This window comes from Parvularcula sp. LCG005 (assembly GCF_032930845.1).
Taxonomy (GTDB): Bacteria; Pseudomonadota; Alphaproteobacteria; order Caulobacterales; family Parvularculaceae; genus Parvularcula.
In genome coordinates this window covers 2188740-2210824 of sequence record NZ_CP136758.1, presented here as the reverse complement: position 1 = coordinate 2210824, position 22085 = coordinate 2188740, and the positions used below count along the sequence as shown (strand labels likewise).

Sequence of the window (22085 nt, the reverse complement as noted above, 5' to 3'; positions counted from 1 at the left end):
TGACCGCTTATTTCGAGACGTGCAGGGCGATGCAGTCATCGCCTTTAGAGATCAGCGCGCTGCAGCTGTCAGCCGCCTCGATCTCCGTCATGCGGGTGAAGCGCGCGCGATAGACGGCCTGGGCGCCTTTCTCGGCAATGTTCACTTCCCGGCCAGCTTCGGCAGAGATCGCGCGGACCGTGTCCTGTGTGTCGCGGATCCGTTTGATGGCGAGAGGCTGCTCCCGATAGGCGCCGACCTGAATGATCCAGTCACGGACACCGCTGAGTTCTGCATCCCCTTCGCCAATGGGCGCGGAGGCGATGTCGTTTTCGGTCACGCTGCTGTCAGCAATCGCCATCTCCAGCGACGCCATGTCGAGCGCTGCCATCTGGATGGCGCCATTCTCGGACGGCAGGCTCTTGGCCGATGGCATCGGAACGGAATCGCTTGGTGCCGGCGCGGCGGCAAGAACCTGTGCGGGGATGCCGCGGGCACGGTCAGGACGCAGGGAAGGGACCGGACGGATGCTGTGGACCGATGCGATCAGGGATGGCTTCTTCTTGATATCGGCAAAGGCGGTCTCAAGGATCTGGATCATGTGCCGGTCGCGGGTCGCGGTGCTGCGACCGCCAAGGACAACGCCGATCAGGCGATGGTCGCCGCGCGCTGCGGTGGTGGCGAGGTTGAACCCTGACGCCCGCGTGTAGCCGGTCTTGAGGCCGTCGGCGCCGTCAAGCGTCATGGCCACCCGGTTGTGGGAGCGGTAGGTCCGGCCCTGCCACGTGAAGCTGTTCTGGTCGAAATAGTGGAAATATTTCGGGAAATCCTGGGTCAGACGCTGGGACAGAATCGCCATGTCGCGCGCTGTCGTGGTCTGGCGGCGATCCGGCAGGCCGGAGGCATTGCGGAACGTTGTCCGGCGCATCCCCAGATCATGGGCCTTCTCGGTCATCATGCCAGCGAATTTCAGTTCGGTGCCGCCCAGATGCTCGGCCACGACCGTGGCCACATCGTTGGCGGAGCGGATGACGAGGGCCTGAATGGCCGTATCCACATCGATCTTGGTGCCGCGCTCCAGACCCAAGTGAGAGGCAGGCTGCAATGAGGCCCGCTTCGAGACGGTCATCTCATCATCCATCTTCACCGTACCGTCTTCGATCGCCTCGAAGAGGAGGTAGAGAGTCATCATCTTGGTGAGGGAAGCAGGATAGCGGTCTTCGTTGGAATACCGGTCGAAAAGAACGTCGCCGGTTTCGGCGTGAATAACGTAGGCAGCATATTTGGGATTGGCGTGTGCGACACTGAGGGCGCTGAAAACCAACGCTGCCATCACGCTAAAAAATGTTACGCCAGCGCGACTGATACCGCCCATATTGCCCAACCTTTTCGAAATCCCATTCGTGCTTGTGATACAATACTTTGAGGGAATTTGCACCTGTCAAAGCGGTTACCATGAATACAGGTGATACCTCACCAAATCCTTAAGGCGGGTTAACGAATAGGGCCGGTTTGCGGCAAAAGCCGTTTCTCAGCAGAAATAAATTATTGTGCAGTGCACAATGACTGTTGACGGCTCCCATGAAACGGCATATGTTGCGTTGCAATAACCCGGTTCAGTTGTAGAATGCTGACTCGGAAAGCCTCGGGTGACGACGATCATCGCGGGGCCAGTTCGCGTAAATCAACGATCTACATTCCGAAACGGAGAGACACCTGATGAGCACTACCCGCAAAGCCCGCGCCACTGCAGAAGAAGCAACGAACACGGCGAATGCAGCAATGAACGACGGTATCGAGCGCATGACCCAGGGCCTGACCCAGTTCGGCAGCTTTGGCCAAGAGAACATCGAAGCGATGATCGAATGCGCCACGACGGTTGCCAAAGGCTTTGAGAAAATCGCCAACGAAAACGCAACCTACGCCAAGAAGCAGATGGAAACCGGCACAGACCGTTTCCAGGCGCTGTCCAAGGCAAAAACACCACAAGAATTTTTCGAAGCGCAGAATGACCTTCTCCGCACCTCGATGGAATCTCACATCGGTCAGATGAACAAAGTCTCTGACATGTGGATGTCGACCGCCCGTGACGCCGCCCAGCCGCTGTCCAAGCGCTACTCGGCCATGGTCGAAATGATGCAGCAGCGCTAAACGCCTGCCGCGACATTTTGTGGCTTATAAAACCCCGTCGGTTCGCCCGGCGGGGTTTTTCTTTGTCTGCAGTAACCCTATTTGACGATGACGCAGATCACGGCACAGAATGATGCCGGTTACCGCCCGTGTTCTGCATTCACCGATTTTTCCGTACGGCCGTGCCGCGGCGCTTGCGGCCTGTCCTGAAAACACCAAATAATGAGTCCGTGACCGAATTGTCCTATTCACTCACCCTGTCTCCGGTTCGCTTGAGCGACGATGACAATCGTGACCCTGATCGTGAGAACGATACGGGGACGATTACCAAGACTGCGCCGAAAACAAAGCGCCCGTCGCTTTACAAGGTCCTTCTACTGAACGACGATTACACACCGCAGGATTTCGTTGTGTGGTTGCTGGAAGCGATTTTCCACAAGAGCCGGGACCAGGCGACGGACATTATGATGCATGTACATGTGCATGGTGTCGGGGTGTGTGGCGTCTACACCTATGAGGTTGCGGAGACCAAAGTTGCACAAGTGCTCGAGCTGGCGCGCCGGAACGAGCATCCCCTGCAATGTACAATGGAGCGAGAGTAATGGCTGCGTTTTCAGAGAACCTTGAACGGTCGATCCACCGGGCGATTGCCCTCGCGACGGAGCGCAAGCACGAACTCGCCACGCTCGAGCACCTGCTGTACGCGCTGACCGATGATGAAGACGCCAAGGCCGTGCTGATGGCCTGCAACGTCAATATTGACGAGCTGCGTGACCAGCTCCTCGAATATATCGAGGATGACCTTGAGAAGCTGATCGTTGACGACAGTGACGAGGCTAAGCCGACGGCGGGCTTCCACCGCGTCGTCCAGCGCGCGCTGATCCATGTCGAGACCTCCGGTCGCAATGAAGTCACTGGCGCCAATATCATCGTCGCGCTTTTCGCGGAGCGGGAGAGCCACGCTGCCTATTTCCTGCATGCCCAGGACATGACGCGCTATGACGCCGTCAATTACATCTCCCATGGCCTGTCCAAGAACCCGTCCATGAGCCAGCCCCGCGTGCCCCGCGGTGTGCAGGAGGACGAGGAGGAGGCCAGCGGCAAGCAGGGCCCGGCGGCGCTTGAATCCTACACCGTCAATCTGAACGAAAAGGCCCGGACCGGGCGCATCGACCTGCTGATCGGCCGCGACAAGGAAGTTGAGCGCGCCATCCAGGTCCTGTGCCGGCGCCGGAAGAACAACCCGCTCTTCGTCGGTGATCCCGGCGTGGGCAAGACCGCCATTGCCGAAGGTCTGGCCCGCCGCATCGTGGATGAGGAAGTGCCGGAAGTTCTGGCAGACGCCACGATCTATTCCCTCGACATGGGCTCGCTGCTCGCGGGCACGCGCTATCGCGGTGATTTCGAGGAGCGCCTGAAAGCGGTGCTGAAAGAGATCGAGAACCACGACCACGCGATCCTGTTCATCGACGAGATCCACACCATCATCGGCGCGGGCGCCACGTCCGGCGGCGCGATGGATGCATCCAACCTGCTGAAGCCTGCGCTGCAGCAGGGGACGCTGAAATGCATGGGCTCGACGACGTTCAAGGAATACAAGCAGCATTTCGAAAAGGACCGCGCCCTCAGCCGCCGGTTCCAGAAAATCGATGTGCCTGAGCCGTCCGTGCCCGACACAATCGAAATCTTGCGTGGCCTGCGCCCCGCGTTCGAAGAGCACCACAAGCTCTCCTACACGGATGATGCCATCAAGGCGGCCGTGGAGCTGTCAGCCAAATACATGGCCGACCGCCGCCTGCCGGATAAGGCCATCGACGTCATCGACGAGGCGGGCGCGCGCCAGCGCCTGTTCAAGGACGATGTCCGCCTGAAGGAAATCGGCGTGAAGGAAGTGGAAGAGATCATCGCCCAGATGGCGCGGATCCCGACCAAATCCGTCAGCAAATCTGACACCGAACGCCTGCGCAATATGGCGGGCGACCTCAAGCGGGTCGTCTATGGACAGGATGGGGCGATCGACCAGCTCACGGCAGCCATCAAGCTGTCGCGCGCGGGCCTGCGCGAGCCGGACAAGCCGATCGGCTCCTACCTGTTTGCGGGCCCGACCGGCGTGGGCAAGACCGAAGTCGCCAAGCAGCTCTCCCGCATGATGGGGGTGGAGCTCCTGCGCTTTGACATGTCCGAATATATGGAGCGTCATACCGTCAGTCGTCTGATCGGTGCGCCTCCCGGCTATGTCGGCTTTGACCAGGGCGGGGGCCTTCTGACCGATGCGGTCGATCAGAACCCGCACGCGGTTGTCCTGCTCGACGAAATCGAAAAGGCGCACCCTGAGATCTTCAACATCCTGTTGCAGGTCATGGACAATGGTGCCCTGACCGACACCCACGGCAAGAAGATCGACTTCCGCAATGTGATCATCATCATGACCACCAATGCGGGCGCGGCGGATGCGAACCGCAACGAGATCGGCTTTGGTCGTGGCAAGGCGGAAAGCCTGCGCGACGAGGCCATCACCAAGCTGTTCACGCCGGAATTCCGTAACCGCCTTGATGCGATCATCCAGTTCGCCGGTCTGTCCAAGCCGATTGTCGACCGCATCGTCGCCAAGTTCGTGCTGCAGCTGGAGGCCCAGCTGGCCGACCGCAATGTGACGTTCGAACTGACCGAAGGCGCGACCCGCTGGCTGTCAGAGCACGGCTTCGATGAGGATATGGGCGCACGGCCGCTCAGCCGGACGATCCAGGAACACATCAAAAAGCCGATTGCGGACGAAATCCTCTTCGGTTCCTTGCGCGAAGGCGGGATTGTCCGTGTGGATCACAAGGCCGGGGAAGAGAAGCTGCGCTTTGAATTCCTGCCCGAAGATCCCAACAAGCTGGATCCTGAAGAGGCCAAGGCCGACGAGGAAGAAGCGAAGGTCGAGCGGTAGGGGGGCGAGTGTGAAAAAATCTGAGCCTGAATTTAGACGTCGATATGGTCGAATGTTGGCCGAGAGCTTTGTGGTTCAGTTACCGTTCATTGGGCCATTTCTTGTGGGGTCCTTTGCACTCACCCATCCGGGGATTGCAGAGCAGGCTGGAAGAGAGTTGCAACACGAATTAATTGGCAGGGTGAATGATCTCGAATCAATAGTCGCTACTGTTGCCCGCTATGGTCGCGACTTTGAACCTATTGTCGATATGCCTCAAGAAGCCTCTCAAGTAGCAATCGCGTTAGCAGGAGACTTAACGAATGCCACGGGAGAGTACTTTCTATACGAAAATCTGTCGGAGCTATGCCCACAGTTTAGCGGAAGAGAAATGGTGGAGTTGCTTGGTGAGCTTGAATATCGCGATTTAGTAACGACTGACGCTACAATAGGACAAGAGATTTATTCAGTTTCGCCGTGCCCTTTACTGCTCACATCTCAGGACCCACTGCTTTTTGAGAATAGAAATGTTCATAGAGATGCAGCAAAAATGGCCGCTTTGTTGCTCGAGGATCAACAATACTATCTAGATGTCTATGGATTTCAAGAGGCGATGGGTTGGCCTCCTCGAAGGATAAATCCTGCGTTGTACGTTCTGAAAGAATGCATCGACGAACGTCGTTGGTCTGGGGAGCGTGTCGACGATCTCGCTACAACCGATTTGATGGCGTCGCCAAGGGATCGCGCGGCTCTTCGGCGTTTCATCCGTTCTGTAAATTCGATTGATTCCCATTCGTCAGAGACTTGAACTTCGCAGAGTTGGATGATCCGTGTACGCATATTAAGTATAATTTTGCCGCCGTGTCACCCCGGCAAGCCCGAAGGGCGAACGCCGGGGTCCAGAAGGCGGTGGTGGTCGTGAGGTCCGTTCATGGATCCCGGCGTTTCGCTGCGCTCCAGCCGGGATGACAGCCGGTTCTTTCCGCTCACTCCCGCGCAGGCGGGAGTCTGTTGAACAGGACGGATTCCCGCCGTCGCGGGGACAAACGGATGTCGGAGATTTATCCTTACGCTCCCTACACTCCCTATAACACCCCCACGCAGTTCGGGTCGGGACGACCAGGTACCGTCGCTTTGTCGCTGAACTGTCTCGTGTCGTGTTGCTGACAGGGTCACAGGTGGGCCAGGTCAGTGGTCGGATATTCGTCCGACAGACGATGCTCCCTCCGTGAGCTTTATAGGCCGGAGGTGTGAGACGCGAGCCGCGTGTGGCGGACCGGGTGGGACCGGCTTGTGCCATGCTCCAATCACTAAACCCTTTCGCGTGGCAACGCCGCACGCGGGTTCCCACTTTCAAGTGGCGCTATCGCTTCGCTACTTGAGCGCATGTGAGATGCGCTATCGCTTCGCTGCTTCAGCGCGCATCAGAACCGACTTGGGCGGACAATTTGGCGTGCCTGACACTCCCTCTCTCCATCGTCACCCCGGCAGCTCAAACAGCGTCTCCACTGATCGGTTCAGAATCCGCGCGAGGGTCAGGGAAAGCACCGTTGACGGAATAAAGACGCCGTTCTCCACCGTATTGATGGTCTTGCGGCTGACGCCCGCCGCGCGGGCCAGCTCCGCTTGGGTCAGCCCGGCATCTAGCCGGGCTTCTTTCAGGTGCACGATCAGGGCAGGGGCCTTGGCCAAACCGCGCTACTCCAGAAACGCGAAGGCGAACATGGGCGCGGCGATCCCGACGGACAGGATCAGGTGCACGGCTTCCTCAACCCCGATCATGCCCTGCACCCCCATGACGAACAGGACGGCTGCGGCAGCCATGGTCAAGAGGTAGCCCCAGAAAAAGGCCCGCAGGCGGACAATCTCCACCCGCTCATCGTTCAGGCCGTTGCCCATCATGCGCCACAGCCACGGCCCAAGGATCAGGAGGAGGCCGATCCCCCACAGGGCCATGCCGACAATCGCCGCACGGTCGGGCAGGGTGCCGATTCCCCAGTCCTTATCCTGTAGCGCCAGTTGCGCGGTCAGAAAGCCCGCCGCGCCGATCATCAACATCAGCCTGCGCCCGAATGCGCCCAGATCGCTGGTCATCCTCATCACCCTCCTTGAATGTTACCTCTAGGTGACATATTGTACGAGCTGGAATGTAACGTCAAGGTGACATTTATCCTCTGTGCCTGTTTTCCTTTCAAACCGCCAATTGACCTTGCCGCCCGGTGTTAACCTGCCTAACGTCTCCCAAGGCCACCGCAGCGGGCGGGACAGGGGAGCGTGTCATGGAATTTTTCACCGAATATCTGGGGGTCTTTTCCAGTGCTGCCGTGGCCGCGCTGGCGGCTGGTTTCGGCGGCTTCATCTGGAAGCGGATCCAGACCATCACCAATTTTGTGCGGGACGAGCAGGTGAAGGGCGCGGGCAACATGGCGACCAAACTGGCCTCACTCGAAGCGCAGGTCCGCGATCTCAAGATCATCGCAGCCGATGCGTCGGCGCGGGCCAGCCGGGCGCTGGAGGCGGCGGGCGGCGAAGAGGGGGAGGCGGAGCTGTCCGGCGAAGATCGCGCCCTCTATCTTGGCAATATCGTCAGTGACCTGCGCGATTTTCACAAGCGGCTCGCCAATGTGCTGTCCTACCCTGCGCCGGAGATCACGGCCGACCATGTCGCACCCATGCTGGACGACCTTAAAAGCCTGTCCGTCAGCGTGCAGATCATGAAGGACCGGCCCCTGCGTGAGGCCTTCGCCAGCTATGCGGATAGAGTTCATGCTCTTGTCGACAGTCTGTCCGATGACGCGACGACGAAAAAGACGGCGAAGCATACCGACCTGTGGTCTCAGATCACCCAGGCCTTCGAGGCGCTGTACACCCTTGCGGATGAGGGGCTGAGCGACCGCGTCCGCGAGCAGATCCACAAGTTCAACATCAAGACCGGCGGGGACATCCAGTCCTGGTCCGCCGGGCGTCGCCGCGACACGACGAAATATTTGGCTCGCCGTTAGGGGCGGCGCGACCTAATTCTTCGACCATGATCCTTTATCACAATCCCCGCTGCACCAAATCCCGCGAAGCCCTTAAACTGCTCGAGGAGCGGGAGGTCGATGTGGAGGTCATCCGCTATCTCGACGCGCCGCTTGATGAGGCCGCGCTGCGCGAGGTGGCCGGGAAGCTGGGCATGTCGCCCCGGGACATGATGCGGGTCAAGGAGGTCACCTATAAGGAGCTTTCCTTGAAGGATGCCGATGATGATGCCCTGTTCACCGCCATGGCCGAGAACCCGGTCCTGATGGAGCGTCCGATCCTCGTGAACGGAGACCGGGCGGTTATCGGTCGCCCCCCTGAACAGGTGCTCGACATTTTATAGGCGCTGACGTGCCTGGGCGCGATTTCACGCCATATCACAGCCATGACAGATTTTATCGATTTTGCCTCGCTGGAACGCCCGAAGGCCCCGAACCACTATCTCGTGGCGCCAGAGGGACTTTGCCAGTCAACCACTCCCGATGAAGATGCGCCCGAGTTTCGTGACGATCCGGATGCCATGTTCATGAATATCGTCCAGATGGTCCGGTCGAAGGACAATGTGCAGGATATCGAGGTGGACGAAAGCGCCCGGCGCCTCTCCTTCGTATCGGTGACCTCGTTCTTCAAGTTCAAGGACGATGTCGATATCGCCGTATTGCCGGGTGCGGCCGGGTCCACAGTTGCCATCTACTCGCGATCCCGCGTCGGCAAGGGGGATTTCGGGAAGAACAAGAAGCGGGTCCATGGCCTGATTGCGGATCTGCGCAAGACCCGCGTGCTCGCTGAGGGAGAGGGTGGCGTTACCGCCAAGGATCCCGGGATCGGGGCGGGCAAAGCCTAAAGCATCGGACGCCGCGCCGGCATCGGCCCTTGGTAGACGTATGTTGCCGCTGTGACCGTGCCGCCCAGTGACAGGGCCACCGGCAGCATTTCCAGCCGATAGAGCGATGTCGTGGGCGAGGCAGGATCATAATCCTCCCACGCATTGATCGCCTTGAAGTCCTCGTCTCGAAACAACCGGGTGGGCGCCATGACCTGGCCGCTGACTTTCGAGAGGCGGTGGCCGACCTCGACCAGCCCGGGATAGCTCAGGGTCGGCGTCTCGATCGTGACGACCTTACCCGGCGTGGTGCCCATGCCTACGAGCCGCAATTTGCCTGCCAGAGAACGGGACAGCGCGCTGCGCCCCTTCATGAGCGTGCCATAGAAAAAGAAATAGTCAGGCGGCGTGGGCGGCTGGGGTTGCGGCAATGAACTGATCCATTTGGTAAAATCTGTTTTCTGGCCTACCATCAGGTGTCAGAAATCAAGGCCAGTTATGCCTGTCCGGTCCGGATTTTGCACCTGTGAAGTCGTCTATCCGGGGAGAAACACCAGATGACCCGCACTCTGCTTCTTGCTGCCCTCAGCGTCGGCATGATGGGCTGCGCGAGTCAGCTGCCGCTCCCTGAGGATGACGGCCGGTATCAGGCACCGCCAAGCGACATTATCGCAGCGTCCGGTGAGGACGAAACGGTCCTGCCTGCGGAACTGCTGGCAGCATCCAACCCCACGGTCGATCCGTCACCCCGGGCAAGAGCGCCGATGTCGCCCCCCTTGCGACAGCGCCAGCCCAAACCGGGTACAATATTCGGAGAGGCTGCACCGGTGGCAGAGGATAACCCTGTCGACCTGAAAGATGAGACCCAGCTTATTGTCGCGCCGACGACCTTCACCCCGGCGGTTCCGGTCACCGCGACCAACGCAGACATGACGGCGGTGCCCCCCCAGACAGCGCCATTAGATTTCACGGCTGACGCCAGTCCGGTCCCCCTCGAAACACTGGGCGTGGAGGAGCGCACCGCCATTGAAGCGTTCATTGCGCAGGTGAACGAGGAACGTGATGCGCTGGGCTTTCCCCCTCTGACCTATAGTGCCGCCTTGAGTGGTATTGCCACGGGCCACGTGGCCTACCTTGCCCATATCCAGGATGTGACGTCTGAAGATGCCAATGGGCGCGGCATTGGTCAGCGGCTGTTGCGCCATGACTACCTGCCTAACGTTGCGGGCAGCTTGGTCGCGGGCGGGTATGCGGATTATATGGACGCTTTTGACAGTTGGCGGTCAAATAAAGTCGAATTCAGTCGCCTGTTGCTGCGCCATGCCTCAGATATTGGCGTGGCGAGGGTCACCGACCCAACATCGCGTTACTACGCCTATATTGAAGTGATCGTCGCCGGTCATTAGTCAGGCGAGCCCGCCGTCGCGGCCAGGCGGAACAGGGCAGCCCTTTCCTTGTAATCCTTGTACGGCTCTTCAGTGGCGGCAGCTGGTGAGAAAAGGACGACGCCGCCAGGCACTGTATGGGCTTTGGCGAAGTCGAGGGCCGCAGCATAGCTGTCGACACTGACGGCCTCGACGCCGGCTGCGCTGAAGTCAGCGCGGGCGATAGGTTCGATGGAGCCAAAGAGAATGGGCAGGACTTCGCCGTGACTTCTGACCGCCTCGGCCAGCCCCGTGAAACGTTGCCCGCGATCAGCGCCGCCAATGATCAGAGTCACCGGCGGTTGGCGCCAACGGCCAAGGGCAAACGCCACCGCTTCGGGGACCGTGGCCAGAGCATCGTTGACCCAGACCCGATCATCGGTCGACGGAATGATCTCCTGCCGTGACGGCAGGCCGGCATAGACCGGCAGGGCTGCTTCCAGCGCGCTGCGGAGCGTATCGGGATCGGTGTGTTGAAGGGCCACGCAGCAGGCTGCACGCAGGGCATAGAGGCTGGGTCCGACGGAGAAAGCCGCGTTCAACGAGGCCGGGACGAACGGTGTATCGCCGAGCAGCAGCTGGTCACCGTTGATTGGCAATCGTTCCTCAAGGGCAACGACACTGTTTGGGAGGTTTTCCTGATCAATGACGTTCCGAGGTGCAAAGCCGGGGGCGGGGGGATCGAACCGGAATGGCCGCAGCTTTGCCGCGCGATAGGACTCTTCCGATCCGTGCCAGGTTGTATGTTCCTTGTACAGACTCGTCACAATGTGGGTATATTGACCGGCTGGCAGGTCATGCATCATGTACGACGACAGCTCGAGCACGGGATAGTCCGGCCATGCCATGGCGGGACCGAGAGGGGGTTGGCCGATATTCCCCATCGCGGCACTGCCCTTACCCAGTGCACTGAGAATAAAGGCAATCAGCGATACAGTCGTGCTTTTACCCTTCGTACCGGTGACCGTCACCGTATGCGGTGGGGCGAGATGTTCGAGCCAGTAGCCGGTGGGCGTTGTGACGGGCAGTCCGCGCGTGGTTGCCGCGATGACAAGGGGATGGTTGGGTGAGATGCCGGGGGACCGCAGGAAAAGTGGCTGGCGGTCGAGGAGGGCCTCCGCGTCTTTCGCAGAGAGGAAGGTGAAACGGTTGTTGAACTGCAGCGCGACAGGCACCGCATCGTTTTCGGGACGGACATCGGTGGCGTAGACATGACCCTCGCTGTGCTGAAGGAAATATCCTGCCGCCGCTGCGCCTTCCACGCCAAGGCCGAGTATCAAAGTGTCCGTCATCGCGACAAATCCTCGCCTGCTCTTAAATAGGTTGCTGGCACCAATGTGCCATCGTCGGGCTCAAGCGCTCGCAGCCAGATCGACTCCAACTCCTCATCATTTAATATGCGCGACACCTTGGGCAACAATTGGGTGACAGCAAGGCTGTCCTGCCAGTCCGCTGACTGGCTTGCGCGCCAGAGGGACGCCCTGCATTCGTCAATCGTCCCGACGCAGTCCCAGGGTTTATGATCTGTCAGCCCACAGAGTTCTTCGTAAAAGGACAGTAATTCTGGTGCGTCAAGAAACGCGGCGCCGAATGCAACTTTGGCCTCTTGGCGATTGAGATAGGGGGCGAGGATCAAGGACGTGAAGGCGCATTTGGCACAGCGGCCGCACCAGCGTTTCTCGGCATCCCCGGCCAGACGGAAATTGCGATTGCAGCTTGTGAATTTGGGATGCGCTGCCTTGAGGCGCGCGAAGGCCCGACCAATCCACGCTTCTGAATAGGGCCGCAGGATCGAATAGGGGCGGGGTGTGTCCGGGTCGGCTGCCAGCATGGCCTGGCGCAGGTGGGTCTCGAAAGGCCCGGATTTCGAGAACTGATGATTGGCGACGACGGTCCCCATCTTCATTGTCGGCTCGTCGGCGGATCGTTCGTTCGCGAAGACCACCTGCGGATAGCCTTTGATTGCGCCGAGCACGGACAGAAGAAGCATGTTGATCGCCGTGATCGGCACATGGCCGTTGAACCCTGCCGCTGATGCGCCAGCAAGGGAGGCGTCCAGTGCCCGTTCGATAAAGGTGATTTCGTCCGGCGCCGTGGCCCTCAATACTGACTGCACCGCGCCAGACAATGTGGCGCTGACAAGTCGCATATCCTCACCCGCCTGTTGCAGGATGGCGCGTGCCACATAGGAATCCTTGCCGCCGCCAAACGCGACCAGCGCGGCGCCGGGCTCGACGCGGTCGGGTCGTCTCAGAGTGTCATCGGTAACGGGGCCGGAAAATTCGATATCCGCCGGGTAGGGCAGCTCGGCCCGCACAAAGAACTCCGCCAAGCCTTCGGTGTACAGGGCCTCCGCCATGGCGCGGCCCGCGGCGGGCAGCGGCGGCAGGTCAATATGACGTGCAGCGCCGGCCTTGTAGTAGCTGACACCCAGAGCCACCCACAAAAGATCGCCTATCGCACGGCCGCCGCCCTCGAAATACTGCGCCAGCTCCTCCGGGGCGACGGGCCAGGACACCGTTTCGGTGAAGTCACCGAACTGGTCGCAATGGAACGAGAAGGCGACTGAAGCTTGTCCGTCGAGGACCTGCCAGCTTGTGAATGTGAAACGCGAAGACCGAACCTGTGGCATGCTCATGCTCTAGGCCCCATGCGCCCTTGGGGGCAAGGCTTCAGAAGAAGCGGACGGTGACGGCGAGGGTGCCAAGCACTTCGCCCAGCGCTTTCGACGGCGCACCGGTCTGGGCGCTAGCGGGCCAATAGTGCAGGTGCGGACCGGCTGGCCCGACGATGAGGGCATAGCAGCCGGGCACCATCGCTATTCGTCGTGCATCAAACACGAACAGCGCTTCGCCGGGAAAGACGTCTTCATAGGGTGCTGGTGTGAGAAACGTCGCGAAATAGTCGCCGTCGCGCGCACTGATGGGAATGTAATCAATGGCCGCCGCCCGGGTGGTCCGGTCGCTCAGCCGATCACGGCCCGTCAGTTGGGCCAGCGGCAGGACCGGCACATGATACATGCCGCGATTCAGATAGCCGTGGCCCGCATTGGTGCCTGCGCCGGGCGTCACGGTCTCGCCACCCGCCAGCCAGCCCAGAGAAACGTCGAGCGCTTCTGCGAGGCGCGCAAGCATCATCTGTCGGGGGCTGTGAACGTCGGCCTCCCAATTGGCCACCGTCGGCTGGGTGACCCCGAGCCGGTTGGCCAGTGCCTCCTGATTGAGGTTGCGGGTTTTGCGGGCGGCGCGAATCCGCTGGCCAATTGTTATAATATCCTCAGTAACATGAGGAGAAAGACTGTCGAGATCGCGGGTCATTTTCGAAAAACCGTAGTTATTTTATATCGTTACACCACTATTGGTCGTCTTTGTTGGGCTGTTAACGATTTTTTTGCCTTTTATTCTCTGTTTTTTTCAAATCACGATGCTCAGCCTATGGACAAAAATATTTTGCGCCGGTTACAGTTTAATCCTCGCGAAGGAGGTAGTTTATGTCTGATTACTGTTCCAGCGATGGCGCATCGCGTCTTCAGTTAGCCATCCAGGATTACTGGCGTAAGAAGGGTTATGACGTAGATATCGAGCTGATCCATGAAGGGTTTGTTTCGACCATGCGTTCATCCCGATTTGATATCCGCAGCGACATGGTCAATGGCATGCCGCGTCGGAACGAACTGTCCAAGTCCCATTAAGCGTACGATACCCATCCCACTAGACTGACAGCCCACTGAGTGTTTTGACCATCGCGACCAGCTCACCGTAATGGTCAAAACACAATTCTTCCGGCCCCAGATCGTCGGGCAGGCTGCCATAGCCAAACGTAGCCCAGGCACATGGCATGCCTGCGGCGCGAGCGGCATTCAGATCCGTCATCGTGTCGCCAACCATCACTCCCTTCATCTTTTCTGTCCGCTCACGAATGATGCGTAGAGGCAGGCCGGATGGCTTGTGTTCTGGAAGCGTGTCGCGACAGATAATTTCGTCAAAATAGGGTGTCAGGCCGAGCTTCTCCAACAGGGGGTGGGACAGCCGCTCAATCTTGTTGGTGCAGATAGCGAGGGCGGCCCCTTCGGCTTGCAACCCCTCCAGGGCATCGAAGACACCCTCGAAGACGGTGGAATGATCCGTACTGTGTGTTTCGTAGTAATCAAAAAATTGCTGGCGCAGGGCGTTGCCTTCGTCGCCGTCGGGAAAAGACCGGCCCTGTAGCGCGAACCCCTTTTTCATCATCGCGACTGCGCCTTCGCCAACAAGCGCCCGCACCCCGTCGAGGGGCACTGGTTCCAGACCCTGACTTTCCAGAACAATATTTAGCGTGGCGCAGAGATCAGGTGCGCTGTCGACGAGCGTCCCGTCGAGGTCGAGAATGGTCACCACGTCCTTTAGCGCTGACATGATCGCCGTCCCTCTGATGTTAAAGGCGGGTGTCGGTTACTGCGTTTCGCTCACATCTGTCACTTCGGCGATGGTCTCGCCCTGACAGGTGATCACAATGGCGCGGTAGGACGGGGCCAGCGCCGGCCCGCTATAGTCGATCTGTTCAGTGGTCACGACTTGGGTGACCATGCCGTCCGGCGGGGTCAGCTCCAGCATGAGGGTCTGGCGCGGGGTGGCGCTGCGGTCGGCGACGCCTTCCTTGAAGGACCAGCTGTAACCAGGTGTCGGCAGATCAACCTGGCCCGAAATGCGCAAAGTGCGTTGAGCCTCAGCCCCCGGTACGGCGTCGACCCAGGCCTGCCAGTCACGACTTTTCATGATGGGGCAGGAGGAAGCGACTTTGTCCATCTGCTCGGTCTGCTCCTTGGATCGCTCTTCTTCGGCGGTACAACCGGACATGATGAGGGCCAGCGGCGTGAGCCAGACGAAGGATTTGCGCATTTTTATCTCCTCGATGGCCTCGTGGCCGTGGCGGCTATGTGGTGACGACAAGGGGCGTTGAAAACCCCCGTCCGCCGTGACCCGACCCTGATGTTATACTAAACAACAAAAATTGTGTTCCGGTCAGGGGGCACAGCCTGTAGCCGTCAGTTCAGCGAAACGAGTATTGAGCCCCATGACCCAAATTGCCAGTGTCATTCTTGCCGCCGGTCATGGCACGCGGATGCGGTCCGCGCTGCCAAAAGTCCTGCACGAGGTGGGCCGGCGCCCGATGCTGCACCACGTGATGGCGTCGGCGGCGCAACTCGGCGCGCGCCGGCAGGTCGTGGTGATCGGCAGTCAGGCCCCGCAGGTGGGCGAAGCGGCAAGACACTTTGACGGCGATGCTCATGTGGCGGTGCAGGATCCTCCTCAGGGCACGGCCGATGCAGTGACAGCGGCCATGCCGTCGCTTGAGGGTTTCGACGGCGTCGTCCTCGTCCTTTATGCCGACACGCCCTTGGTGACGGAGCAAACTCTGCGCGCCATGATAGGTGCCATCACCGCCGGGGCGACTCTGGCGGTTCTCGGGTTCGAGCCCGATGAGCCTGGCGCCTATGGGCGTCTCATCAAGAACGTTGATGGTGGCCTTGACCGGATTGTTGAAGCAAAAGAAGCGAGCGCCGCCGAGCTGGCCGTCCGCCTATGCAATTCTGGCGTGATGGCGGTCAGCAGTGACGCGCTGCGCCGCTACCTGCCGCAAATCGACAATCGCAATGCCAAGGGTGAGTACTATCTGACAGACCTTGCCGGCCTTGTGACCAGCAATGGGGGGCGTGCGGATATTGTTACCGGCTCCGCCGATGAAGTATACGGCGTCAATGATCGCGTTGAACTGGCTGTGGCTGAAAATATCTTTCAGACGCGCGTCCGCGGTGATGCCATGCGGGAGGGGGTGACCCTTCTTGATCCGTCAACGGTTTATTTTGCTGCTGATACCAAAATTGGTGCCGACACGGTCGTGGCGCAGAACGTCGTTTTCGGTCCCGGTGTGGTTATTGACGCCAATGTGCGTATTGAAGCCTTCAGCCATCTGGAAGATTGCCATGTGGCCAGTGGCGCCACCATTGGCCCCTATGCGCGCCTGCGTCCGGGTAGTGATGTCGGGAAGGGCGCGCGTGTCGGCAATTTCGTTGAAATGAAGAAGGCTACTCTGGGGGCCGGCGCCAAGGTCAATCACCTTAGCTATATTGGCGATGCCACGGTCGGCGCCGGCGCGAATATCGGTGCCGGGACGATCACGTGCAACTATGACGGCTACGGAAAATACAAGACAACGATTGGTGAGAATGCCTTTATAGGCTCGAACTCCGCTCTTGTCGCGCCAGTCAAGATTGGCCGCGGTGCGATTGTCGGATCAGGCTCTGTTGTAACAGAGGATGTGGCCGATGACGCTCTCGCACTCGGCCGGGGGCGGCAGGTTGAGAAGCCGGGATGGGCCCAATCTTTCCGCCAACGCCATCAGACTAAAGACGAATAGATCGAGAGTATATAATCATGTGCGGTATTGTAGGTATTATCGGAAAGCAGGACGTTACGGTCTCGCTGGTGGAGGGGCTGCGGCGTCTTGAATATCGCGGTTATGATTCCGCGGGTGTGGCGACGATCAATAACGGGCGCATCGACCGGCGTCGCGCGGTGGGCAAGCTTGCCGCGCTGCAAACGGTCCTCGATGACGACCCGCTGCCCGGGACCACCGGGATCGGTCATACACGGTGGGCAACCCACGGGGCGCCGACCACCGCCAATGCGCATCCCCATGCCGGGGCCCATGTGGCCGTGGTCCACAACGGCATTATCGAGAATTTTGCCGACTTGCGCGAAGAGTTGATGGCGCACGGTATCACCTTTGAATCCCAGACGGATACCGAGACCATTGCCAAGCTGATCAGTCATCTGATGAATGAAGGCGCATCACCGCGTGACGCGTTTGCTGCGACGCTGAAACGGCTCGAGGGTGCCTTTGCTCTTGCGGTGCTGGTCGATGACGAACCCGACATGCTGTACGCGGCCCGTCGCGGCAGTCCACTGGCGATCGGGCGGGGCGATGGGGAGATGTTCATTGGCTCGGACGCCTACGCGCTTGCCCCTTTCACCAACCGCGTGACTTATCTGGCCGATGGTGACTGGGCCGTGGTCAGCCGATCGGGCGTCGAAATATTCGAGGCCGACGATACGCCTGTGGAGCGGCCCGAGAAAATTTCAGATGCGTCTGCTGCACTGGTGGACAAAGGCGAGCACCGCCATTTCATGGCCAAGGAAATTCATGAACAGCCGGAGGTGATCGGTCATACGCTGTCGGCCTATATCGATCCTGTGGCACGAACCATTCGTCTGCCAGCCGATGGTATTGACTTCAAGGCGATCAACTCACTGACATTGTCAGCATGCGGTACAGCCTATTATGCCGCGCAGATCGCCAAATACTGGTTTGAAACCTTTGCCCGCCTGCCTGTCGAGCATGATATTGCTTCTGAGCTACGGTATCGCGATGTGCCCTATCGGCCTGGCGGGGCGGCCCTGTTTATCTCTCAATCCGGTGAAACAGCGGATACGCTGGCGGCGCTGCGGGCGGCAAAAGATGCGGGCCAGAAGATCGGCGCCATCGTCAACGTGCCGGAATCCACCATCGCACGGGAGGCGGATGCTCTTTACCCAACCCATGCGGGCCCTGAGATTGGGGTGGCCTCGACCAAGGCGTTTACCTGCCAGCTGGCAACGCTGGCCTGCCTCGCGATCGCCGCAGGTGTGCAACGCGGCTTCATCGATGAACGGCGCGAACAGGAACTGCTGACGGCGCTTCTCGAAATTCCCCGCCACATGGCGGAGGCGCTGCACATGGATGAGGCGCTGAAAGATCTCGCCAGCAATCTGGCTCAGGCAAGGGACGTTCTCTACCTCGGTCGCGGCGTGAATTTCCCGCTGGCGATGGAAGGCGCGCTGAAGCTCAAGGAGATCAGCTATATCCATGCGGAGGGGTATGCTGCGGGAGAGCTCAAGCACGGCCCCATCGCGCTGATTGACGACGATGTGCCGGTGATCGTGATTTCACCGCCAGGCCCGCTCTTCGAGAAGACAGTCTCCAACATGCAGGAAGTGATGGCGCGGGGCGGTAAATGCTGCCTCATCTCAACGGTTGAGGGGCTGGCTTCGGCTGAGAAGGGGGGCGCGCTGTGGGCGCAGATCCCGGTGCCGGATTCTGATCCGCTCCTGTCGCCCATGGTCTATGCTGTGCCGGTCCAGCTGCTCGCCTATCACGCGGCGGTGGCCAAGGGGACGGATGTGGATCAGCCGCGAAACCTCGCCAAATCCGTCACGGTGGAATGATCAGTTCTCGGTAAGCGTCGTCAGGACGTCGGCATACCAGACCGCGTTCAAGCCGAGCAGGTCGTCGAGATTGGGGTCGCGTGTCGGCGATTCCAGGCGCGCCGAGTGAATGCCGAGCAGTTTCCACGGCAGCCTGTCAGGCATATTGCTGTCCTGCGGCACGCGCATGACGACGGGTGCGCCGCTGATCCCACGGTGCGTTCGGGCATCGACCAGAAAATAGCCCATCCCCTGAAACCGCAGCCCGAAAGAGGAAGACAGGGCGGCCTGCCGCACCACAGGCAGGTGATGCAGTTCATCGTGGAAGCCCATCGGGTATCCAACCGTCAGGAGCGTGGCGCCGATCTCGACGTCATCATCGTTTGGCACCAGGCTGGCCAATGTGAACGCCTCAATCACGGTGCCGGCGGGCAGTTTGCTGCGCTCGATTTCAACGACGGCGACATCGATGGCGCCCCCCGAATCCTTGGCGCCCCGCCAGATACTTTTCCCGTTGCGGTAAAGCGGGATCGAGAAATTGGTGGCCTGCGCGATATTGCTGATATCGGTGTGCAGGTCGATCACCAGTCGGTCCGGTTTGTGACCGCTGGGCTCATCGAAAACCACGTGGTTTGACGTCACGAGGAACAGCCGCCCGTCGCGTTCGAAGAAAAAGCAGGTGGCGGTAGAGAGCGCGGTATCGCCAATATAGGTGGAAACACGCACGGTCGTGAGAAGAAGTGTGTCGATCATGACGGGGATGTAGGGCGGTGGCGATCGCCCGGCGAGCCTTGTTTCATGCGGGTTTCAAAGATTTTTGCCCCGATGTCGGCATGCCTTGCGCCATGACCTCACGCCGCAACGCAACACGCCGTAACACAGCGTTATTTCAACTTCCCGGTCCCGGACACCATAATTCAGTGGGTAGGCGACCACGGTGCCGTCGGCATCTGTGGCGAACAGGGTAATAGTTGATGTTTGATATGACTGAAGACATGTCGGCCGGCGCACGCGCCATGACCGTCCGGACGTCGGTTTCGTGCGACAGCATCGGGCTGCACACGGGGCGTTCTGTCTCCATGACAATCATGCCGGCACCAGCCGGAACGGGCATTCTGTTCCGTCGCCGCGATTTGCTGGCCAATGGCACTGCGGCAACGCAGATGACAGATCTTGAGCGTATCTCCATCAAGGCGACCCCGATGGCGGTGACCGCCACAACCCTGGGCACGGTCATCTCGAACCGCCATGGCGTCAGTGTTTCGACGGTTGAGCACATCATGGCCGCGTTTGCGGGCTGCGGTGTTGACCACGCCATCGTTGAACTTGACGGTCCTGAAATTCCCATCATGGACGGCAGCGCCGAACCTTTCGTCGCCATGATCGACAGTGTGGGGCTGCGCCCGCTGGCCACTTCACGTGTTGTCTGGCGCCTGAACGCTCCGGTAATTGTGGAAAAAGGCGACAGCGTCATCGAAGCAGTGCCGCTGGGTCTGGACGAGCCATCCACGACAGAGATTGACGTCACTGTGGCGTTCAACGATCCGGCCATTGGTCGCCAGCATTTGCGGATTGACGGGCATGCCGCTGACTTCCGTTCGGCCATCGCTGCCGCGCGCACCTTCTGTGATCTCAAGGACGTTGAAATGATGCGGGCTCAGGGCCTTGCCCTCGGCGGCTCGCTGGATAACGCCATTGTGGTGTCTGACGGACAGGTGCTGAATGAAGGCGGTCTGCGGTTTGATGGCGAGTTCGTGCGGCACAAGGCGCTCGACCTGATCGGCGATCTCTACCTGCTGGGCGCGCCTCTCGCGGCGCGGATCAAGGCAGTGAAGCCGGGTCATGATCTCAATACGCGGTTTGCTCGTGCAGTGATCGAGCAGGGCGCTGCGAGCATTGAAATGGTCCCTGCAGGTGATGCCAGCGACCAGCGCGCTCGCGCCTGACCATCTGTCCAATATTTATTGGCCTGACAGGCGTCAGGGTGTTTGACCGCGGCGGCTACGCTTCATACAACGTTGACCAACTCCCGGCCGACCATCGGCTAGTTTCGGGCGCGTAGAGAGGTTTCCATGGTTCGTCATTTGCCGCTTCTGTTGACCAGTGCACTTGTCCTCGCGCTGGGCGCCTGCGCCTCCAATGGCAAGAAAGACAGCAAATTCGCCTATGTGGAGGAGCCTGTCGAAAAGCTCTACACCGAGGGAACCGAGCGCCTGTCCAAGCGTCGTTATGAAGACGCAATCGCCTATTTTGAGGAAGTCGAGCGGCAGCACCCTTACTCGCCATGGGCGCGCCGGGCGATGCTGATGACGGCGTACTCGCAATATCTGATGAATGACTACGAGGACTCGATCGCCAGCATCGAACAGTTCCTGGCCATTCACCCCGGCAACAAGGACGCGCCATACGCCTACTATCTGAAGGCGATGAACCATTACGAGCGGATCCGCGATGTGGGCCGGGACCAGGATATTACCCGCAATGCGCTCGCGGCTCTCGAAGACGTTGTTCGTCGTTATCCGGATTCCGAATATGCTCGGGATGCGCGTCTCAAACTTGACCTGACCCGCGATCACCTTGCGGGTAAGGAGATGGACGTTGGCCGCTGGTACTTGAAAAAAGGTCAGCACGTCTCCGCCATCAACCGGTTCAACGTTGTTCTGACGAGTTACCAGACCACAAGCCAGGTGCCGGAAGCCCTGCACCGGCTGGTTGAGGCCTATCTGGAACTGGGGCTCGTGCCTGAGGCGCGTCGCCATGCGGCGATGTTAGGCTATAACTATCCGAACTCGGATTGGTACAAGGACACGTACAAGCTGTTCAACAAGTACGGCGTGCCTGCGGAGTCTAAGACGTCAACCGCCAAGGCAGAGCTGCCAGCCCAGACGCCAAGCAGCGCTAACTGATTTCCGCCTGACTAGCGTTTCGATTTGATTTTCCGCCAGAGCAGCGACAGCAGGCTGCCATGGCCGGGCGCACCTTCGGCCTCGTCATCGGGCCAGCTCAGTACGACAGCGATGCCCAGCTGATTACCGGCCGTCACGGTCAGATCCTCACCCTTGGGCGCAAAGATGGCTTCGCCTTCACCCAGCTCAAATGTCCGTGTGCCAAGTGCTGCCGTGGACTGCCCCCGACACTGCATCCAGATGCGGCCTTCGCCTTCACTGGGCCATTGGGTCGCCACATCGGGCGAACACAGAACAATTTCGCCGTCCACACTGACATTGGCGCCCGTTACACCGCGCAGGAACGGCACGAATGGCCGAACCGTTTCGGATAGCCATTGCGCGTATTCCTCGTCGTGACCGATTTCGCGCAGGCTCATGACATCATCACGGGCGGACAGCGCCTGAACCAGAAGGGCGGGGGGGGTCGGGTCCTTTTCCTCGGCGCCCGTATCGGCTGATCTCAGCTCAACACAGCGGCGCGGCAGGCTACCCGCCAGAATGGTCAGGCGCGGCAGCGAAAAAAGAGGGTGCTCATTCGCTGAATGAGCGAGAACCGCGGGTTGGGCGGGATAGGCGGTAGCAAATTGCGCAAGAGCGCCGACGTCAAACATCGACCGCCCATCCTTT

Annotated in this window: 24 protein-coding genes; 13 read left to right on the top strand and 11 right to left on the bottom strand. The window is 59.8% G+C overall.

All coding sequences use genetic code 11. From position 1 onward, the window contains the following. Window positions 1-7: 7 nt before the first annotated feature. Window positions 8-1312 carry a D-alanyl-D-alanine carboxypeptidase family protein gene (locus tag RUI03_RS10430; protein WP_317287399.1) on the bottom strand — a complete coding sequence of 435 codons (1305 nt, stop codon included), beginning with the start codon at window positions 1310-1312 and terminating at the stop codon, window positions 8-10. A 386-nt stretch (window positions 1313-1698) separates the two neighbouring features. Between RUI03_RS10430 and RUI03_RS10425 the strand changes: the two genes are divergently transcribed. The 4 genes from RUI03_RS10425 (at window position 1699) to RUI03_RS10410 (ending at window position 5828) form a co-directional block, all read left to right on the top strand. Then, on the top strand, window positions 1699-2130 hold the full coding sequence (locus RUI03_RS10425) for a phasin family protein (protein WP_317287398.1): 432 nt from the start codon (window positions 1699-1701) through the stop codon (window positions 2128-2130). Between the two features lie 218 nt (window positions 2131-2348). Next, complete coding sequence (gene clpS, locus RUI03_RS10420) at window positions 2349-2711, top strand: ATP-dependent Clp protease adapter ClpS (protein WP_410795942.1); 363 nt, start codon at window positions 2349-2351, stop codon at window positions 2709-2711. Beyond that, window positions 2711-5041 carry an ATP-dependent Clp protease ATP-binding subunit ClpA gene (gene clpA, locus RUI03_RS10415; RefSeq protein WP_317287396.1) on the top strand — a complete coding sequence of 777 codons (2331 nt, stop codon included), beginning with the start codon at window positions 2711-2713 and terminating at the stop codon, window positions 5039-5041. The genes clpS and clpA overlap by 1 nt, the downstream gene beginning before the upstream one ends. Before the next feature lie 10 nt (window positions 5042-5051). After that, a complete protein-coding gene (locus RUI03_RS10410) occupies window positions 5052-5828 on the top strand; it encodes a hypothetical protein (RefSeq protein ID WP_317287395.1) in 777 nt (258 codons plus the stop codon). Window positions 5829-6499: 671 nt separating this feature from the next. Here RUI03_RS10410 and RUI03_RS10405 read toward each other — a convergent pair. Then, window positions 6500-6712: a helix-turn-helix transcriptional regulator gene (locus RUI03_RS10405; protein ID WP_317287394.1), complete on the bottom strand. Its 213-nt coding sequence runs from the start codon at window positions 6710-6712 to the stop codon at window positions 6500-6502. A gap of 6 nt (window positions 6713-6718) precedes the next feature. Beyond that, complete coding sequence (locus RUI03_RS10400; protein ID WP_317287393.1) at window positions 6719-7114, bottom strand: hypothetical protein; 396 nt, start codon at window positions 7112-7114, stop codon at window positions 6719-6721. Window positions 7115-7299: 185 nt separating this feature from the next. Between RUI03_RS10400 and RUI03_RS10395 the strand changes: the two genes are divergently transcribed. From RUI03_RS10395 to RUI03_RS10385, 3 genes are read left to right on the top strand one after another with little or no spacing between them, the layout of a single operon-like run. Beyond that, complete coding sequence (locus RUI03_RS10395) at window positions 7300-8022, top strand: hypothetical protein (protein WP_317287392.1); 723 nt, start codon at window positions 7300-7302, stop codon at window positions 8020-8022. A gap of 26 nt (window positions 8023-8048) precedes the next feature. Then, window positions 8049-8384, top strand: coding sequence for an arsenate reductase (glutaredoxin) (gene arsC, locus RUI03_RS10390; RefSeq protein WP_317287391.1), 336 nt, complete (start codon window positions 8049-8051; stop codon window positions 8382-8384). Window positions 8385-8426: 42 nt separating this feature from the next. After that, window positions 8427-8885 (top strand): DUF1499 domain-containing protein, encoded by a 459-nt coding sequence (locus tag RUI03_RS10385; protein WP_317287390.1) that lies wholly within the window; start codon window positions 8427-8429, stop codon window positions 8883-8885. On the opposite strand, the gene RUI03_RS10380 is transcribed toward RUI03_RS10385, so the two are convergent. Continuing rightward, window positions 8882-9337 carry a gamma-glutamylcyclotransferase family protein gene (locus RUI03_RS10380; RefSeq protein WP_317287389.1) on the bottom strand — a complete coding sequence of 152 codons (456 nt, stop codon included), beginning with the start codon at window positions 9335-9337 and terminating at the stop codon, window positions 8882-8884. The genes RUI03_RS10385 and RUI03_RS10380 overlap by 4 nt on opposite strands. 84 nt (window positions 9338-9421) lie before the next feature. Here RUI03_RS10380 and RUI03_RS10375 point away from each other — a divergent pair, with 84 nt between their 5' ends. Next, window positions 9422-10270 carry a CAP domain-containing protein gene (locus tag RUI03_RS10375; RefSeq protein WP_317287388.1) on the top strand — a complete coding sequence of 283 codons (849 nt, stop codon included), beginning with the start codon at window positions 9422-9424 and terminating at the stop codon, window positions 10268-10270. Here RUI03_RS10375 and murD read toward each other — a convergent pair. From murD to RUI03_RS10360, 3 genes are read right to left on the bottom strand one after another with little or no spacing between them, the layout of a single operon-like run. Beyond that, window positions 10267-11580 carry a UDP-N-acetylmuramoyl-L-alanine--D-glutamate ligase gene (gene murD, locus RUI03_RS10370; RefSeq protein ID WP_317287387.1) on the bottom strand — a complete coding sequence of 438 codons (1314 nt, stop codon included), beginning with the start codon at window positions 11578-11580 and terminating at the stop codon, window positions 10267-10269. The two genes, RUI03_RS10375 and murD, sit on opposite strands and share 4 nt — an antisense overlap. After that, on the bottom strand, window positions 11577-12926 hold the full coding sequence (locus tag RUI03_RS10365; RefSeq protein ID WP_317287386.1) for a hypothetical protein: 1350 nt from the start codon (window positions 12924-12926) through the stop codon (window positions 11577-11579). Before RUI03_RS10365 ends, murD begins: the two co-directional genes overlap by 4 nt. 34 nt (window positions 12927-12960) lie before the next feature. Further along, entirely contained in the window at window positions 12961-13605 is a 645-nt protein-coding gene (locus RUI03_RS10360) for a helix-turn-helix transcriptional regulator (RefSeq protein ID WP_317287385.1), read from the bottom strand. A gap of 173 nt (window positions 13606-13778) precedes the next feature. Here RUI03_RS10360 and RUI03_RS10355 point away from each other — a divergent pair, with 173 nt between their 5' ends. Beyond that, on the top strand, window positions 13779-13979 hold the full coding sequence (locus RUI03_RS10355; protein WP_317287384.1) for a hypothetical protein: 201 nt from the start codon (window positions 13779-13781) through the stop codon (window positions 13977-13979). Window positions 13980-13998: 19 nt separating this feature from the next. Here the strand turns inward: RUI03_RS10355 and RUI03_RS10350 are convergent, their stop codons facing one another. After that, the gene (locus tag RUI03_RS10350) at window positions 13999-14682 is read right to left on the bottom strand and encodes an HAD-IA family hydrolase (protein WP_317287383.1); all 684 of its coding nucleotides are present in this window, start codon (window positions 14680-14682) and stop codon (window positions 13999-14001) included. 36 nt (window positions 14683-14718) lie between these two features. Next, entirely contained in the window at window positions 14719-15165 is a 447-nt protein-coding gene (locus tag RUI03_RS10345) for a hypothetical protein (protein WP_317287382.1), read from the bottom strand. Window positions 15166-15340: 175 nt separating this feature from the next. Here RUI03_RS10345 and glmU point away from each other — a divergent pair, with 175 nt between their 5' ends. Together glmU and glmS are read left to right on the top strand one after the other, a co-directional pair. Further along, entirely contained in the window at window positions 15341-16684 is a 1344-nt protein-coding gene (gene glmU / locus RUI03_RS10340; protein ID WP_317287381.1) for a bifunctional UDP-N-acetylglucosamine diphosphorylase/glucosamine-1-phosphate N-acetyltransferase GlmU, read from the top strand. A 17-nt stretch (window positions 16685-16701) separates the two neighbouring features. After that, the gene (gene glmS / locus RUI03_RS10335; RefSeq protein ID WP_317287380.1) at window positions 16702-18531 is read left to right on the top strand and encodes a glutamine--fructose-6-phosphate transaminase (isomerizing); all 1830 of its coding nucleotides are present in this window, start codon (window positions 16702-16704) and stop codon (window positions 18529-18531) included. Here glmS and RUI03_RS10330 read toward each other — a convergent pair whose 3' ends face one another. Continuing rightward, the gene (locus RUI03_RS10330) at window positions 18532-19263 is read right to left on the bottom strand and encodes a trypsin-like peptidase domain-containing protein (RefSeq protein ID WP_317287379.1); all 732 of its coding nucleotides are present in this window, start codon (window positions 19261-19263) and stop codon (window positions 18532-18534) included. Window positions 19264-19484: 221 nt separating this feature from the next. On the opposite strand from RUI03_RS10330, the gene lpxC reads away from it, so the two are divergent. Continuing rightward, entirely contained in the window at window positions 19485-20456 is a 972-nt protein-coding gene (lpxC, locus tag RUI03_RS10325) for a UDP-3-O-acyl-N-acetylglucosamine deacetylase (RefSeq protein WP_317287378.1), read from the top strand. Window positions 20457-20582: 126 nt separating this feature from the next. Further along, entirely contained in the window at window positions 20583-21416 is an 834-nt protein-coding gene (locus RUI03_RS10320) for an outer membrane protein assembly factor BamD (protein ID WP_317287377.1), read from the top strand. Window positions 21417-21427: 11 nt separating this feature from the next. Here RUI03_RS10320 and RUI03_RS10315 read toward each other — a convergent pair whose 3' ends face one another. Beyond that, window positions 21428-22069 (bottom strand): hypothetical protein, encoded by a 642-nt coding sequence (locus tag RUI03_RS10315; RefSeq protein ID WP_317287376.1) that lies wholly within the window; start codon window positions 22067-22069, stop codon window positions 21428-21430. Window positions 22070-22085 lie beyond the last annotated feature (16 nt).

Excerpts from the sequence above, each read along its gene's own strand:
- RUI03_RS10350 (WP_317287383.1), bottom strand. The coding sequence starts at position 14,682 with ATGTCAGCGCTAAAGGACGTGGTGACCATTCTCGACCTCGACGGGACG.
- RUI03_RS10380 (WP_317287389.1), bottom strand. The coding sequence starts at position 9,337 with ATGGTAGGCCAGAAAACAGATTTTACCAAATGGATCAGTTCATTGCCG.
- glmU (WP_317287381.1), top strand. The coding sequence starts at position 15,341 with ATGACCCAAATTGCCAGTGTCATTCTTGCCGCCGGTCATGGCACGCGG.
- RUI03_RS10430 (WP_317287399.1), bottom strand. The coding sequence starts at position 1,312 with ATGGCAGCGTTGGTTTTCAGCGCCCTCAGTGTCGCACACGCCAATCCC.
- arsC (WP_317287391.1), top strand. The coding sequence starts at position 8,049 with ATGATCCTTTATCACAATCCCCGCTGCACCAAATCCCGCGAAGCCCTT.
- RUI03_RS10345 (WP_317287382.1), bottom strand. The coding sequence starts at position 15,165 with ATGCGCAAATCCTTCGTCTGGCTCACGCCGCTGGCCCTCATCATGTCC.
- glmS (WP_317287380.1), top strand. The coding sequence starts at position 16,702 with ATGTGCGGTATTGTAGGTATTATCGGAAAGCAGGACGTTACGGTCTCG.
- lpxC (WP_317287378.1), top strand. The coding sequence starts at position 19,485 with ATGTTTGATATGACTGAAGACATGTCGGCCGGCGCACGCGCCATGACC.
- RUI03_RS10320 (WP_317287377.1), top strand. The coding sequence starts at position 20,583 with ATGGTTCGTCATTTGCCGCTTCTGTTGACCAGTGCACTTGTCCTCGCG.
- RUI03_RS10360 (WP_317287385.1), bottom strand. The coding sequence starts at position 13,605 with ATGACCCGCGATCTCGACAGTCTTTCTCCTCATGTTACTGAGGATATT.
- murD (WP_317287387.1), bottom strand. The coding sequence starts at position 11,580 with ATGACGGACACTTTGATACTCGGCCTTGGCGTGGAAGGCGCAGCGGCG.
- RUI03_RS10315 (WP_317287376.1), bottom strand. The coding sequence starts at position 22,069 with ATGTTTGACGTCGGCGCTCTTGCGCAATTTGCTACCGCCTATCCCGCC.
- RUI03_RS10375 (WP_317287388.1), top strand. The coding sequence starts at position 9,422 with ATGACCCGCACTCTGCTTCTTGCTGCCCTCAGCGTCGGCATGATGGGC.
- RUI03_RS10355 (WP_317287384.1), top strand. The coding sequence starts at position 13,779 with ATGTCTGATTACTGTTCCAGCGATGGCGCATCGCGTCTTCAGTTAGCC.
- RUI03_RS10400 (WP_317287393.1), bottom strand. The coding sequence starts at position 7,114 with ATGACCAGCGATCTGGGCGCATTCGGGCGCAGGCTGATGTTGATGATC.
- clpA (WP_317287396.1), top strand. The coding sequence starts at position 2,711 with ATGGCTGCGTTTTCAGAGAACCTTGAACGGTCGATCCACCGGGCGATT.
- RUI03_RS10385 (WP_317287390.1), top strand. The coding sequence starts at position 8,427 with ATGACAGATTTTATCGATTTTGCCTCGCTGGAACGCCCGAAGGCCCCG.
- RUI03_RS10425 (WP_317287398.1), top strand. The coding sequence starts at position 1,699 with ATGAGCACTACCCGCAAAGCCCGCGCCACTGCAGAAGAAGCAACGAAC.
- RUI03_RS10365 (WP_317287386.1), bottom strand. The coding sequence starts at position 12,926 with ATGAGCATGCCACAGGTTCGGTCTTCGCGTTTCACATTCACAAGCTGG.
- RUI03_RS10395 (WP_317287392.1), top strand. The coding sequence starts at position 7,300 with ATGGAATTTTTCACCGAATATCTGGGGGTCTTTTCCAGTGCTGCCGTG.
- RUI03_RS10330 (WP_317287379.1), bottom strand. The coding sequence starts at position 19,263 with ATGATCGACACACTTCTTCTCACGACCGTGCGTGTTTCCACCTATATT.